Source organism: Effusibacillus lacus, assembly GCF_002335525.1.
In the GTDB taxonomy this organism is placed as follows: domain Bacteria; phylum Bacillota; class Bacilli; order Tumebacillales; family Effusibacillaceae; genus Effusibacillus; species Effusibacillus lacus.
In genome coordinates this window covers 1-14,197 of record NZ_BDUF01000044.1, presented here as the reverse complement: position 1 = coordinate 14,197, position 14,197 = coordinate 1, and the positions used below count along the sequence as shown (strand labels likewise).

Annotated in this window: 12 protein-coding genes; 8 read left to right on the top strand and 4 right to left on the bottom strand. The window is 49.5% G+C overall.

What is annotated here, in order from left to right:
- The 4 genes from EFBL_RS08415 to EFBL_RS08400 form a co-directional block, all read left to right on the top strand.
- Positions 1 to 1,089: acyl-CoA dehydrogenase family protein (locus EFBL_RS08415; protein WP_096181704.1), on the top strand; the 1,089-nt coding region annotated here is incomplete at its 5' end.
- 34 nt (positions 1,090 to 1,123) lie between these two features.
- Positions 1,124 to 1,396: a hypothetical protein gene (locus EFBL_RS08410; protein WP_096181703.1), complete on the top strand. Its 273-nt coding sequence runs from the start codon at positions 1,124 to 1,126 to the stop codon at positions 1,394 to 1,396.
- 25 nt (positions 1,397 to 1,421) lie between these two features.
- Positions 1,422 to 2,618, top strand: coding sequence for a thiolase family protein (locus tag EFBL_RS08405; RefSeq protein ID WP_096181702.1), 1,197 nt, complete (start codon positions 1,422 to 1,424; stop codon positions 2,616 to 2,618).
- Between the two features lie 562 nt (positions 2,619 to 3,180).
- Positions 3,181 to 4,941, top strand: a complete 1,761-nt coding sequence (locus EFBL_RS08400; protein WP_096181701.1) for a sigma-54 interaction domain-containing protein — start codon at positions 3,181 to 3,183, stop codon at positions 4,939 to 4,941.
- 585 nt (positions 4,942 to 5,526) lie between these two features.
- Here EFBL_RS08400 and EFBL_RS21155 read toward each other — a convergent pair.
- Entirely contained in the window at positions 5,527 to 5,577 is a 51-nt protein-coding gene (locus EFBL_RS21155; protein WP_231705731.1) for a hypothetical protein, read from the bottom strand.
- Between the two features lie 747 nt (positions 5,578 to 6,324).
- Here EFBL_RS21155 and EFBL_RS20515 point away from each other — a divergent pair.
- From EFBL_RS20515 to EFBL_RS20910, 3 genes are all read left to right on the top strand, one after another.
- A complete protein-coding gene (locus EFBL_RS20515) occupies positions 6,325 to 6,558 on the top strand; it encodes a hypothetical protein (protein ID WP_096181700.1) in 234 nt (77 codons plus the stop codon).
- 1,210 nt (positions 6,559 to 7,768) lie between these two features.
- Positions 7,769 to 8,029 carry a hypothetical protein gene (locus tag EFBL_RS08385; protein ID WP_096181698.1) on the top strand — a complete coding sequence of 87 codons (261 nt, stop codon included), beginning with the start codon at positions 7,769 to 7,771 and terminating at the stop codon, positions 8,027 to 8,029.
- A gap of 559 nt (positions 8,030 to 8,588) precedes the next feature.
- The gene (locus tag EFBL_RS20910; RefSeq protein ID WP_165912695.1) at positions 8,589 to 8,735 is read left to right on the top strand and encodes a hypothetical protein; all 147 of its coding nucleotides are present in this window, start codon (positions 8,589 to 8,591) and stop codon (positions 8,733 to 8,735) included.
- Between the two features lie 1,233 nt (positions 8,736 to 9,968).
- On the opposite strand, the gene EFBL_RS08375 is transcribed toward EFBL_RS20910, so the two are convergent.
- Positions 9,969 to 10,793 carry a copper amine oxidase N-terminal domain-containing protein gene (locus tag EFBL_RS08375; RefSeq protein ID WP_165912696.1) on the bottom strand — a complete coding sequence of 275 codons (825 nt, stop codon included), beginning with the start codon at positions 10,791 to 10,793 and terminating at the stop codon, positions 9,969 to 9,971.
- Between the two features lie 238 nt (positions 10,794 to 11,031).
- Here EFBL_RS08375 and EFBL_RS08370 point away from each other — a divergent pair, with 238 nt between their 5' ends.
- Positions 11,032 to 12,519, top strand: a complete 1,488-nt coding sequence (locus EFBL_RS08370) for a copper amine oxidase N-terminal domain-containing protein (protein WP_096181695.1) — start codon at positions 11,032 to 11,034, stop codon at positions 12,517 to 12,519.
- Here the strand turns inward: EFBL_RS08370 and EFBL_RS08365 are convergent.
- Positions 12,485 to 13,447: a hypothetical protein gene (locus EFBL_RS08365; protein WP_096181694.1), complete on the bottom strand. Its 963-nt coding sequence runs from the start codon at positions 13,445 to 13,447 to the stop codon at positions 12,485 to 12,487. The genes EFBL_RS08370 and EFBL_RS08365 overlap by 35 nt on opposite strands.
- A gap of 167 nt (positions 13,448 to 13,614) precedes the next feature.
- Positions 13,615 to 14,085 (bottom strand): hypothetical protein, encoded by a 471-nt coding sequence (locus EFBL_RS08360; RefSeq protein ID WP_165912697.1) that lies wholly within the window; start codon positions 14,083 to 14,085, stop codon positions 13,615 to 13,617.
- Positions 14,086 to 14,197: the final 112 nt, after the last annotated feature.

Here is a 14,197-nt window from a genome sequence, read left to right as displayed (position 1 = left end):
CATCTGATTGAGGAGAATAATGAAATACCGCCGAAGATCGTCGAGAAGGCAAAAGAAATGGGACTGTTCGGCCTCAGCATTCCTGAAGAGTACGGCGGCCTTGGGGTTGGGATGGTCGGAAAGTGCGCCATCTACGAGGAACTTGGAAAAACCCATAACGGTTTTACAACTCTGATCGGCGCCCACACCGGCATTGGCTCGGTTGGCATTGTGGAATTGGGAAACGAAGAGCAGAAGTGGCGATACCTGCCGAAAATGGCGACTGGGGAATGGATTGGAGCATTTGCTTTGACAGAACCAAGCGCAGGTTCGAATGCGACCAATCTGAAAACAACCGCCGTCCGAAAAGGAGACCGTTACATCATAAACGGATCGAAACATTACATCACCAATGCAAGAGACGCCCACGTATTCACGGTGATGGCCGTCACGGATCCCAGCAAGGGTCCGAAGGGAATCACATCTTTCATTGTAGAGAAAGACTTTCCGGGCTTCATAGTCGGAAAGACGGAAAAGAAGATGGGACTCCGAGGCTCCCATTCCTGTGAATTGTTCTTTGAAGACCTTGAAGTTCCCACGGAAAACCGTTTGGGCGGGGAAGGCGAAGGATATGTCAACGCATTGAAAATCCTTGCCAACGGACGCGCCGGCCTTGCCGCCCGAAACCTCGGTTCCTGCCAGTATCTGCTCGACAAATCGGTCCAATATTCGATGGAAAGAGAGCAATTCGGCAAACCAATCAATGAACAACAGTCGGTTCTCCATATGCTGGCCGACATGGCGATGGAGATTGAAGCGCTGCGCTGGATGACGTACCGGGTGGCCTGGATGACCGATCAAGGCATGAATGTCATTAAAGAAGCCGCAATGGTAAAGCTGTACGGTTCTGAAGTGTACAACCGTGTTGCGGACAAGGCGGTGCAAGTGCATGGCGGGATCGGATATATCGCGGAATACCCGATCGAACGGTTTTTTCGTGACGCAAGAATCACAAGGATTTACGAGGGAACTTCCGAAATTCAGCGCAACATTATCGGAGCCCAGTTGATTAAGGAACACCGTCTCATGTATTCTCCTGCGGGGGTATAGAAGGTGATAGGTTATCAGCGGCAGGGAACAGCAGATGATGGCTATAGGAAAGGGGCCTTATCGCAAGCCGGATCTGCTAATGCCCAATGAACCGATACTTGGGCCCGCGCCGATTCTGGTGAAACGGGTGTTTGATTTCGTTCGGCAGATCCGTGACACGGGCGTCACGATTTTTTGGTCGAACAGAACACGAACAGCGCTGGAGATTGCCTACCGCGGCTATGTGTTGGAAAACGGGCGGATTGTGCTGGAAGGCACCGGACAGGAATTGCTCAGCAATCAGGGACTTCGCAAAGCGTACCTGTAACGACGCGGCAAAGGAGGAAAATAAAATGAGTGAAGTTGTGATTGTGGATGCTGTCCGTACAGCAATCGGAAAAATGGGCGGCACGTTAAAAGACGTTGAAGTGGATCATCTGGCAGCCAGGGTGATTGACGAGGTGCTCAAGCGCAGCGGGATTGAGGGGGCCGAAGTTGACGAAGTGATCATGGGGCAAGCCAAACAGAGCACCGATGCGCCGAATATGGCGCGCGTCGCATTGCTGCGGGCGGGGCTACCGGTTGAAGTTCCTGGATACACGGTGCACCGCCAATGCGGGTCGGGGCTGCAGGCGATCAACAATGCGGCCCAGCAAATTCAGTGCGGGCTGGCAAACATCATTGTCGCGGGCGGAGCAGAAAGCATGAGCACCGCACCTTATTACATTCGGGGAGCCCGTTATGGGCTTGAAGCAGGAAACGGCCTCTTGCTGGATCCGAATACGGAAAGCCAACCTCGTTCACAACCCCCTGAGATCTACGGCAAGGATTTGACAATGGGGCTTACGGCGGAAAATTTGGCCGAGAAATATCAAATCAGCCGGCAGGAGCAGGATGAATTTGCTTTTCTCAGCCAGAGCCGGGCCGCCTATGCAATTTCTTCAGGCAAATTTAAGGACGAGATTGTGCCTTATGAGGTCAAGCTGAAGAAGGAAGCGATCCGATTTGAGGTGGATGAGCATCCGCGTCTGACCTCGGTCGAAAAATTGCTTACCCTGCCGTCAGTCTTTAAAAAAGGGGGGACGGTGACTGCCGGGAACTCCAGCGGCCGGAATGACGGAGCTGCAGCGGTACTCGTGATGTCGGAGACGGAGGCGGAGAAACGGGGACTGAAGCCGAAGGCCCGTATCGTCGCACAAGCGGTATCCGGCGTGTCACCCGAAATTATGGGAATCGGCCCGGTCCCAGCCACGCAAAAGGCTTTAAAAATGACTGACCTGAACCTCAAGGACATCGACCTGATCGAGCTGAACGAAGCGTTTGCCGCCCAGTCCTTGGCTGTAATTAAGGAAATGGGAATAGGACTCGAAAAGGTGAACGTAAACGGCGGTGCGATCGCGTTGGGCCATCCCCTTGGGGCAACGGGTGCCATCTTAATGACCAAATTGATCTATGAGATGGAGCGCCGTGGTTCACGGTACGGCATGGTCACCCTTTGTATTGGCGGCGGACAGGGAATCACAACGATTGTCGAAAACTTACTGCAATAACCGGGAAATGACTTGGGCATGATACGCCTTCAAGCTGAAGGGGACAGTGCGTCTGTCCCTTTTCTCTTTAGCCTTCTTGCACCTGGCGGATGTGTTTCTCGAAGCTACCTGGACCCACTGGGCATTGTATGCGGTTCTTGTGTATTTGCTGTTAATGAATTGTTTCCGGCTCGGGGCATGACCCTGATTTTAAGTTGGCCATGCTTTTTGCCGGTCACCTGCTGCTTGTCCTGCACGGAGGAAGCTTTGAGGAATGGGGGAACGCGATTACCAAAAACGTTCCGCTTTTAAGCTTGCTAATATTGGTTCTGTTGATTCAGATTAAATTCCGCCCGATTTTCTAGGAATTCACCCGGTGCTTAAGAACAGGTTACGGTGCTCAATCTGGCTGAACTGGTGGTGATTTCCTTGCCGACACAGACGCCGGATTCCGTTGTAAGCACGGGACAGATATTGAGAGAAGCATCAGGTGCTGGTAAAAGTATCCGAAAAATGTAAGAGGAATTCTGTCGATCAATACAGAATTTTTAATCAGTTATTCTGACGACGGAGGTAAGCCGGGATGGAGAAACTGAAGGAAAAACAAACAGCCGCAAAAATCGATGTCGGAGTGGCTCTTCTTGACCGGGAAGGATTCGTCGTGTACACAAATGACACAATTAAGCGATGGTTGGGAAAATCAAACCCTCAATTGATCAAGGCCGGATTGGAGCTGTTGATTCCCAACCACCGATTTTCCAAGGTATTTGCTTCCGGAAAACCAATGGATTGGCAGATGGAGCTTGGCGGTATGCACCTGCAAATCAATGCCTATCCCTATCCAAACTGCGTCGAAAAATCGGGGATTTTTCTGGTCGCGTGCAATACGGTTCCGCTAAAGATCATGCAGGAGAGGCTGTCTGAGATGAAAGCGGTTGCGGATGAATTGGACGCGATTTTTCAAAATTCCTATGATGCCATTTACATTACGGATGCAAACGGAATTACGCTCAAAACAAACGATGCGATTGAACGATTGACGGGCATTCCGAAAGAATATTACATCGGAAAAGATCTTCGGTATCTGGAAAAACGGGGAATTGTGCAAAAATTGGTCTCGTTTGAAGTGATGAAGCAAAAAAAGCCGGTCACCGTGATTCAAGAGAACTCGCTCGGCAAGGTTCTTTTAAACACCGGAAGTCCGGTGTTTAATGAACAGGGAGAGGTGATCCGGGTTGTTACCAATGTTCGGGACATTTCGGAGCTCAACCGCCTTCGGGAAGAATTGTCGCAATTGCGTAAGTTTCATGCCGGAGAAGACCAGGTGGTGGTCGCAAGCAAAGAAATGGAGCGGGTGATCGATCTCGCCTGCCGGGTGGCCGCTACTGACACCACCGTATTGCTGTTGGGCGAATCGGGGGGCGGAAAAGAAGTGGTCGCCCGTATGATCCACCGAAACAGCCGCCGTTACGAAAAAGGATCTTTCATCAAGGTGAATTGCGGGGCCATTCCGCAGGAACTTCTCGAATCCGAACTGTTCGGATACGAATCGGGAGCGTTTACCGGAGCCAAGAAAGAAGGCAAACCGGGAATGTTCGAACTCGCGCATGAAGGAACCCTTTTTCTCGACGAGATCGGCGAGATGCCGCTCCATCTGCAGGTGAAACTGCTTCGTGTATTGCAGGAGCAGGAATTTCATCGTGTGGGCGGGGTTAAACCCATTCGGGTGAATGTCCGGATCATCGCGGCAACCAATCGCGATTTAAAAAAGATGGTGGCCGAGGGTTCCTTTCGGGAGGACCTGTATTACCGACTATATGTTGTGCCAATCGAGATTCCGCCTTTGCGCAAACGAAAGGAAGACATTCTTCCGTTGATTCAATTTTATTTGGACAAATTCAACAGAAAATTTCAGACAGCCAAGAGTTTTACGGACGAGACACTGGCAATCCTGCAGCGTTATCAATGGCCGGGCAATATCCGTGAACTGGCAAACCTGATCGAACGGCTGTTGGTGATCACCCCTTCTCACGAGATTCGCCCAGATCATCTGCCCAAAATGACAGGTGTGTATGTTCCGGACAATGAACCGGCAGTTCAGGAGCACGCCCAAAACGGGCTGCCACCCGTTTCCGCTTCGGAAATCACCTATTCATTGGAAAAGATAGAAGAATGGGGAGGGCTGCAAGAGGCGGTGGAACAACTGGAGCGACAACTTTTGGCCGCCGCTTACGAGCGGTACGGAAGTTCCTATGAAGTGGCGAAAGCGTTAAAAATCAGTCAATCAACCGCAATCCGAAAAGCGTACAAATACGGAATTCGAATCAAGTCGGGGGAGGTGTAATGTATGGAATACAAAAATCTGTTGGTTGAAGTGGAGAACGGCATTGACACAATCACAATCAACCGTCCGGAAGTCCGCAACGGTGCACGGCGGGGTATATGTGACACTTCTTGACAACGCGAGGTTAGAGAGGTGCTAAAGGAATAGAAAGATTTCCATTTATTAAAGATAGATTGTTAAACTAATGGCTGATGATGTGATACATTAAACAAACAGCATTCAGGCTGCAGGGGGAATAAGTCCTCTTGGTTGCAACACATGAACTCAATCAAGGAAAAAGAGATATCTAAGACTGGTTCAAGTCGGGAATCAAGAGACGTGATGACGGGAAGGAGTTTTAATTGAACCATTACGTTATTGTATAAGTTGAGCAGTGGGGCTCGTCAATCGGTTTAGAGGGTTACCTTGACTTATCCTTAATTTTTTGCAAAGATATGAATAAAGACATCCCAATTGTGCGTACGATAAAAGAACCGCAGGCGCTGCGACACACCTACGGTCAGTACAATAGATTGCCCTAAAGGGTGATCGGCCATACTAGGTTTGGCCTACTGAAATAGACCGCTTCCCTATGCCAAGGGCGGTCTATTTCCTTTTAAGGAAGTTAAGCAGAGCCAAGACGAACATGGCGAACATGATCATCAAGGATAATGCTTGATATACCTCCACGGGCATCACCCCCTCTCCGGGGGATTAGCCGACCACCCTTGCAAGCCGATTCTATTGTACAAGGAGTATTGTACCAACCATTCAAGTGTCTCGCAATCGATTCTTCGAAAACGCTTTAGTTTGGATAAAGGTTAGAAAAATGTTAGAAGCCGCCTGTGAATCATACTCGGTTCTAACATTTCTAACAGAATATAGGATAAAACTGAAAAGCCCTGAACCCTATCGTTCAAGGCTTTTCTCATGTTGGCGGAAGCGTGTGGGAATCGAACCCACCTGAGACATCCCATGCCTCACGCTCGGTTTTGAAGACCGGGAGGGAGAAGGGGAAATGCAAACCGCCTTGTCATTTCAAGAAAAAACAACTAAATCGTCTCCGATTTTTCACTCGTACGTACTCGTTCTGAAACACAACCACCACGGTTTACTTCATACTTTAACATTTCATTTGGACAGGTACAAGCGATAAACACAAAGAACAACATAAAGAATGGGAAAAGCATCTCCTAAATGGGTTCTCATTGGCGAATATGTTCGGGATGGGACAAAGTCGGTCCCCTCATAACAAATAAAAGTTAAAATTCTTTGGTCAACAGCCGTTGATGCCGCGAAAACTTCCCAATCCGTGAGCAACAATTACAGATTTGACCGCCCCACCAGCAGGTTTGAGCGTGAATCGATATGTTATGATAATGAGAAAAAGGGAAGGGATCGAGAATGACTGAAAAAAAGAAGGATGAACGAAAGCAGGCAGAAGAACGCCGCCGACATGACAAGGACTTGTTAGACCTTTTTGATGACGCCGCACCCGATGGAGTGTATGCAGTGCCAGGCGATCTCAACGGGCCTATTTACAATCTGAGAGCCATTAATCAATGGCGGGAGGAAAATAATTGGCTTCGCAACAAAGAAATACCAGAAGAGGTTTTGGAGCGCTTTCGACTTGATTGATGTCCATATCGGACAGCGGGAAAAGCGTCTCAGATAACCCCCAAAAAAGGGGGAGGGGAGGTTAGCGCTTCTGTTGGCCGTTGTCTTCGTTGGTGCGATGACTGACCGGCTCAATCCGGCCGCCACCCGAGATGAAACTTTCCGCACGTGTAGCGACTCTTCATCCGGCGGAACCTGCAGGGGTTTTCCGACCAGATGACTTGGCACATAGACATCAAAGTCCACCGTGGCCACCGTTTTGCCTTTTTTCGTGATGGCTTTTGCCACCCCGTGATACTTCCCGGGTGCGGTAAAGACGACCGTAGCCCGCAACGACGCCCCATTGGATCGCACGTTAATTGGCGGTACCGCTTGACCATCCAGCGGCGTCATCGTGATTCTCCAATACTTCACGTAATCTGCGTCAACCTCGGGCTTTATCGGAGGGGATTCAATGGAACTGTTTGAGCCTTCCGACCAGGTACGGGTCAAGATGCCCCACGGGTCCACAATCCAGGCATATTTTCCGAGTTGGTCGACGAGCCCCCGATTTCCGGGAAGCGGGGCAATAGGGGGATCCTCTTCCGTGTAATTGTGTCTAAATCATGTGTCCACAATCAGGGATCATCGGCTCGTCGTATTCCTATTATTTTCTAAAATAAGGAAGCCCGGTCACCATCGCCTGACACAAAGTTTCATGAGACGCCGCACTCCCTGATCCGCACTCCCTGATCCACACTCCTCATCCTCTTCTTTCAGGGGAAGAAATCCTTTGGTGGTTTCCCACCCCAAAAAACTACTCTGCTCGAACGCTTCCTGTTCCCACTTGCCTTGTTCTTCTTGGCTGTGATCGCTTCGAAAAATCACTTTGAATTTCCGCGAGCGCGAGTAGCCGAAGTGGAAAATGAAAAGTGATTCGAAGCCGTCTTTTGGTATACTTTACCTAGACACCGAGTTGAGAAGAGCGACCAGTTCTGTCGGCGGAGCAAACCTCCACACTAAAGGGTGGAAAGTCAAGAAGTGAACCGCCGGATCGACACAACTGGGCGGCTTATTTCTTTGACCCAATGCAATCGACGGCTTCCGGAGTAAAAATATGAGAGCCAGGGACGAAGTCAGGCAAGGATGGCGAAAGGACAAATATGTTCTGCCCCTCAATTCGATAACGAATGTTTGATAAATGTATCCCCGAAACGAGAAATCAGGTAAACTATTAACAGGAGATGATCGTATGACGGAAAAAGAGATTCTTTCTGCCATTCTGGGGCGCATGGAGGAAGCGGGTGCAACGCTCAAGTCCCTGGACGAACGAATGGCATCCCTTGAAGGTCGAATGACGAGCCTTGAAGATCGAATGACAAACCTTGAAGGAGAAATGAAAAGCATCAAGGAAACGGTGCAACACATGAGCGACCGATTGGACGTGCAATCCCTGTACCTCCAGAAAAACCGTGAAGATTTGGACATCCTGCGAAGAAAGCAGGGGAATTGACGGAATTCACGGAGTGAATTGCGCTGACTGACCAGCAGAGGCAGTTTACGGACACTCGCAAGGGTGGACGCTGACTCCCCTCGGGGGAGTTTATGAAGATTTCGGTCAAATTGGTCGAATTTTTTTCAAAAAAACTCTCTTTATTGGCGTCCCAGAAATCGTGCGAAATGTCGTTTGCGATGTCGGAATTGCGGGTTTCTCTTTAGGGATGAAAATGTATGGTTTAGGAAAATGAATATTTCTGGAGAAAATCGAACATTTATAGACCCAATCGCGCGAAACGAACGATTACCCGTAAAACATCAAGTAAACGCCGTAAAATGCCGTTTTTATTAGGCGGAATTCGGCAGGGAAATGGGACGTTGCAAAATCGCTTACGAACGATGTCAGAGTGGATTTTGAACGATGTTTAAAGAGTTCAAGTCGTCTCCTGGTGGCTGCACGGCCGATCTACCTAGGGGATGAAACCGAGCCCCCCTCAAATGAACTAACTTGCGAACAACCTAAGGGGGTGGCCGGAGGTAGGGGGAGTTTGATTCCAAGGCGGGAGAAATATGGGATGCAAATGGAAAACGGATGGATTCAGATGAATCGGAGGCGAGGCCTTGTGCCGAGCCGCCCCCAGCGGGAAGCGAATAAGAAAAAGCCGGAATCGAATGGGATGGGCAAAACAAAATGGGATAAAGATTGGGGAATGAGCGCTTGAAGGTGTAGCCCCAGGCACTCGGGCTCTGAATCCTCTCAATAAAATAAGCCGCCCAAGGCTCACATCTCGGCGGCTTACTTCGCACCCTTTGGAGCGGAGGCCCGCCCCGGTGGTTGTGCTATCAGAGTCGGGTCTCACCCCCGCTCTGCGTCTAAGTGTAGTATACCAATTTTTTACACGTGAAGACAATAGGAAAGACCGCTTCGGATTCACTGCGCACTTCCGCTTCGGCTATTCGCACTCGCTCAAGTTTGCAGTGAATTTTTGCCGAAGTATCCCGGGGCAAAGGAATTGGGGAAGGGGCAGGCAAGGACCGGTTTCAGCGGGAGCGCGACTGAAGTTGGCAAGCCCCCCGTCCAAGTGCAAAGGCGTAGTCGGCTAACATCTTCCTCATCAAAAACCAGCACCCGGACCGGGTGATGTGGAAGACCAGGACCGGACCAATTTTCATACCAACTTGTTGGAACCCGCTGAAACCCATTCCCGAAATCGTTCGTGGCGCATCAATTCCACTCATAAAAACCGTCAATTGTCCGGGTTGTCCGGAATCGTGTGTTTGAAATCGCTGAAATCGTGGACTTTTGACAGAAAAGGCGGGAATTTGAGGTTTTTTAATCCGATTTTTTCGGTATGTTATGACCAGGTAATGTATACGTGTAGACACGTATACATGTTGACACAGTTCTCCTGTCTTTTACTTAGGACGTATAAATCGAATGAAAGATTCTCCGTACGAAGTAAGCACCAGTATGTCTTCTTTTATGTCCTCCCCAGTATCTCCATACACAAATTCGTCCAATTCTCGAATCAGCCCGAAACGGATCAGTCTATTCACGATGTTCACTTTGAGCGGAGAAATGGTGTGGTTCCGCCCGAAATCGTAAGGGTGAACAATTCCTTTTATACGCAGTGTAAGGTGGAGTTTACACCGGCAAGTGACAAGGATCTTCAATACTTTGCAATCTTGAGTACTCGAACCACTCCCGCTGGAACCCATTCCTATTCCCATTCAAATACCTCATAGCGAGACCGCTAACTGCGGTTTCGACGCAGATCTGGATTCCGCATTTGCGTAATCGGTAAGCATAAACGGAAGCCCCCGGGAGATGATCGGGGGCTTTAATGTTTTTGGAACGCAACGTTGTGCAAGAACAAAAGATTCTCTTTATTAACAAAATAATGGGTACAACAACCGCCAAAGGCCCGTCCCCTTAGGGATCAGGGGGTGATTCATTATCTTGACCCTTCGTACTTCATGACCTCTTGGATGACTGCCGGATCGATTTTCAGTTCCTCAAAGGTTTTCGCCTCAACCGTTTTTTCGTACGTGCCGTCGGTTTCCGCAAAAGAAACTTGATTCGAGGTGTCAATCATCCGGATGAAATACTTTCCGGTGACTTTTCCGTTCTCATACACACCCTCCGTTTTTAGTTCAACGGTGACCTGTGTTTGGATGGACTGTAGGTATCGCCGTGTGTAATGTATCGCCCGGAACCGATTCACATTTTCACCCGTATACCGGTATTTTTGAAACAGAACTTCTTCCGGACGTTCTGCATCTTCCTTTTTCTGAATGACGTTTCCGAATTCGTCATTCCAATAGGTCAGCGTTTCTTTATAGGCAAACGACCTGATCTCCACGGTTTGTGTGGCATCGTCCCAGTTGACTTCCGTATCCAGCGATTCGGCCACAAAACGCAAGGGTACCATGGTGCGGTTCCCGGTGTCCTTATGGAGTTCGGCTGCTACGTCAAGTTCGACCGGTTCGTTATTGACCAGGGCCGTGTTGGAGCCAATCGTCAACTTGATGACGGTGTCGCCCTTTTTGCCGGTAACAGTTTGAGTGGCATTGTCCCACTCGACGGTCGCACCCAATTTTTCAAAAATGGTCCGCATGGGAACCAGTGTCCGATCGTTTTTGATGTAGGGAGCGGCGTCAAACGTGATGGGTTGCCCGTCAAGTTGCACCATGATGTTTTCTTCGGCTTGAGCAGACATACTGCCTGCTGCCAATGAAGAGATGAATGTGAGTGTTAGTGCTAGATTTCTTATTTTCATTGAATCTCCTCCAAATTGTTTTTCACATTTGAAAGAGTTCGTTTGAAGTCGGAACATTCCTACTTTTATTATTTGGCGCAAAACCAACAAAAATTTGAACAAATATAAAAGGTCTTATTTCGGAAGAAAAATGAATTTGTCAAATGAATCATTGGCTTGGGAATATGCAGGTGGATTCACTTTTTCAAACGAACTTGTATTGTGGAGTTTGTTTCGCGGGACTGGAGAGTGAGTTAGAGTGGTAAAGAGACTTCTATCGATTTTGCTTGGACTTCTGCTTGTGCATGTAGCATTATTTGCGAATATTCAACCTTTTTTTGCAGCCGAAAAAAGTTCAGTCGTAACGGTCTACATCGACGGAAAACAGCAAACCTTTGATCCGCCTGCCCAGGTTGTAAACGGACGTACGTTGGTCCCGCTTCGCGCCATCTTTGAGAAACTCGGCGCCAAAGTGGATTGGGAAGACGCCACCCAAACAGTGAAAGCCTCCAAAGACGGAAAGAAAGTGCAACTTCGGATCGGGTCCAACAAGGCCTATGTCAACGAAGAAGAACGAACCCTGGATGTGCCGGCCCAACTGATTCAGGACCGCACCATGGTTCCGGCCCGGTTTGTCTCGGAAGCCCTGGGAGCGAAAGTAGGCTGGGACGGGGAGTTGCAAAGCGTATTCGTGCAGACAAGGCAGGATGTGGTCGCAGTCCTTGAAACGCCGGAAGGCATTACGTTTGAGTCCCAATCGCCTGCCTGGGACACTGGGAAACTCATTCGTCTCTATCAGGATTTTTTACAGAACAAACGTGGCGAAGAGATGAAGGTCTTGAGTAAAGTCATTCTCTCTCCCGAAAGGCCGGGAGGAGAGGCAGGAAAAGTCAATCTGCGATTCAGCACAAACCGAAGCGGCGAGCCGACTCAACTCGATCCCGGCCGTGAGATTTTCCTCTATCACGCTGATGATGTTACAACAATTGAGGGAATGGCCAGTACCCTTTCCCACGAATACGGTCACATCTTCTCTTTCTACTGGATCATCAAGAAGGAAAACAAATGGCCCTTTGAGCCGGATACCGGTTGGGCGAAACTTCGAAATCTCAACGCCTATCCGGTTGAATATCGAAGGTTCGATTACGACTATTCTCACTTCTGGGCGCCGGAAGAAATCATGGCGGATGAGTACGCCATGCTGTACGGTTCCCCGAAAGGGAAGCGAATCGATATCAAAGAGAAGAAACCCTTTTCCTTCAACATCCAGGACCGGATTGAGAACCAGGTCATCCCAAGTGTCGAGACGCTGCCTCAAATCAAACAGTATTGGGAAACCCTGTCGGGCGTCCCCACAGGAACTCCAGTCCTCAAGGCGCCGGAATTGGTCTCAATAAAACCGGATCCCGTTCGGATCGGTTCGTTCTCTCATACGAAGTACGTCGTGGAATTCACGCCGGCAAGTGATAAAAACTTACAATATTTTGCGGTTCTCAGTACCCGAACAACCCCATATGGCGCATGGCAAATCGTCCGTTCTCCGATTCGAAACGGAGTTGGGCCGCTCGTCCTCGGGGAAACAGAAGAAGGGTACGTGTCGATCCCTAAAAAACCGGCTTACATTCAGATTTACGCCTTTGACCCTGAAACCAAGCAGTTCGTGTATGGAAGCATGCGCTGGTTTGACTTTACCGATCCAATGAATCCGACGCCTATCGGAGATCAATTTCAATACGACGCTCAATAAAAAAAGTACGCAGCGGTTGGCTGCGTTCTTTTTTTCCTGGCTCAATCCGTCCGCCACCTGAAATGAAGTGTTCGGCACGCTTAATGACAGCAGCCGGCGGAACCTGCAATGGCTTGCCCACGTATTTCGAAGGAACGTACACGGAAAATTCCACCGTCTCCACGATCCTTCCTTTTTTCGAGACGGCTTTCGCTACCCCGTGGTACTTGCCCGGTGCCGTAAAGACGACACTGGCCCGCAAACTCGCCCCGTTGGATCGTACGTTGATAGGAGGCACCGCTTGTCCTTCGAGCGGTGTGATTGTGATTCTCCAATACTTCACATAGTCCGCATCCACTTCCGGCTTGATCGGATCCGATTCATTGGAGCCGCTCGTTCCATCCGACCAGGATCGGGATGTGCTGCCCCACTCGTCCACAACCCAGCCGTACTTCCCACGTTCCCTGACGAGCCCGTCATTTCCAGGGAGCGCGGGGATCGTCTCCTCCACCGGGTCATAGATCCAATCCCCGTCAGTCCAGGAACCACCTCCGACTCCTCCTGAACTGTCGGCACCACCTGTACCAATCCCTCCATTGCCATTGTCGACGGTCCAACTTGGATTTCTGCCATCTTGTCCTGGCGTAGGCGGAGTGCTGATGGGTATTGGGTTAACTGTTTGTTGAGCCCAAGTTTGATCGGTTCCGGAATCGCCAGATGTATTTGAAGTAGGCGTAGTTCCCGGTGTGCTGGAATGCTCCGTGCCTCCACCCGTTGTAGTCAACTCCTGCCAGGTGGAATCTGCGCTGATATTTGCTACCACGGCATCGCCTTTAGTTTCCTGGTCAATACTACTTCGAAAGCCACCAGTTGTGGTAGTTTCAGCCAATGCCTGCCCTGACCACAGGAGACTGACAACCAGCGGCACTGTCACTACTCTTTTCTTCATTGGTGTAACTCTCCCTGGGTGAAAATTTGCCCTACCGGGCATAAACCTCTCACCAATGAGATCGGTCCGTGTCTATCCTTGGTGGGGTATCCATAAACTGCCCCTTCGGGGTCAGTCAGTGTCCGCTATTGCGAGCGTCCATAAAAACACCCCGGGAGGGGTGTTGCTTACTTTTTGGCAGGAGCCAGTTGGTTTCGGAAGTTTACGGTTGTGATTAGCCATTTATTGTTTTCAAAAGTTACAACGGTTCCCACTTTTGTAAATTCGTCCATGACAAGACGGTTCGGATTGTACGTTACAATGGTATTTACAATATATGCCTTCTTGTCAGGCATGGGAATGACATCCACAACCTTTACGTCCTGCACTTCAGGCAACTTTTCTTTGCCACCAACCTCTTGGACGGCTTGCGTGTAATTGGCAAATTGCTTTTTAAGACCTGCATGAATTGCCTGATCTACGTACTCCAATCCCTTTACGTCTTCATCCGACGTACGGTTGGAGTAGGTAAGGACGGCTTTCAGAAACTTCTGGGCGACTTCTGCCGCCGCTCGTTGTTCGTCGTTCACTTCCACCAGAATGGAGTCATTTTTGGCAGCCGGCTTGTCGGAAGAGCAACCTGACAGAAGTGCCGCCACCACAAAACCTGCCGTCATGTAAGCGTCAAATATTCCCCACCTATGAGCCTTCTCTTGTCCGTGAGATAATCTTCCTCAGAATGAAGCGAGGAGGATTTTTTTATGACGCAAG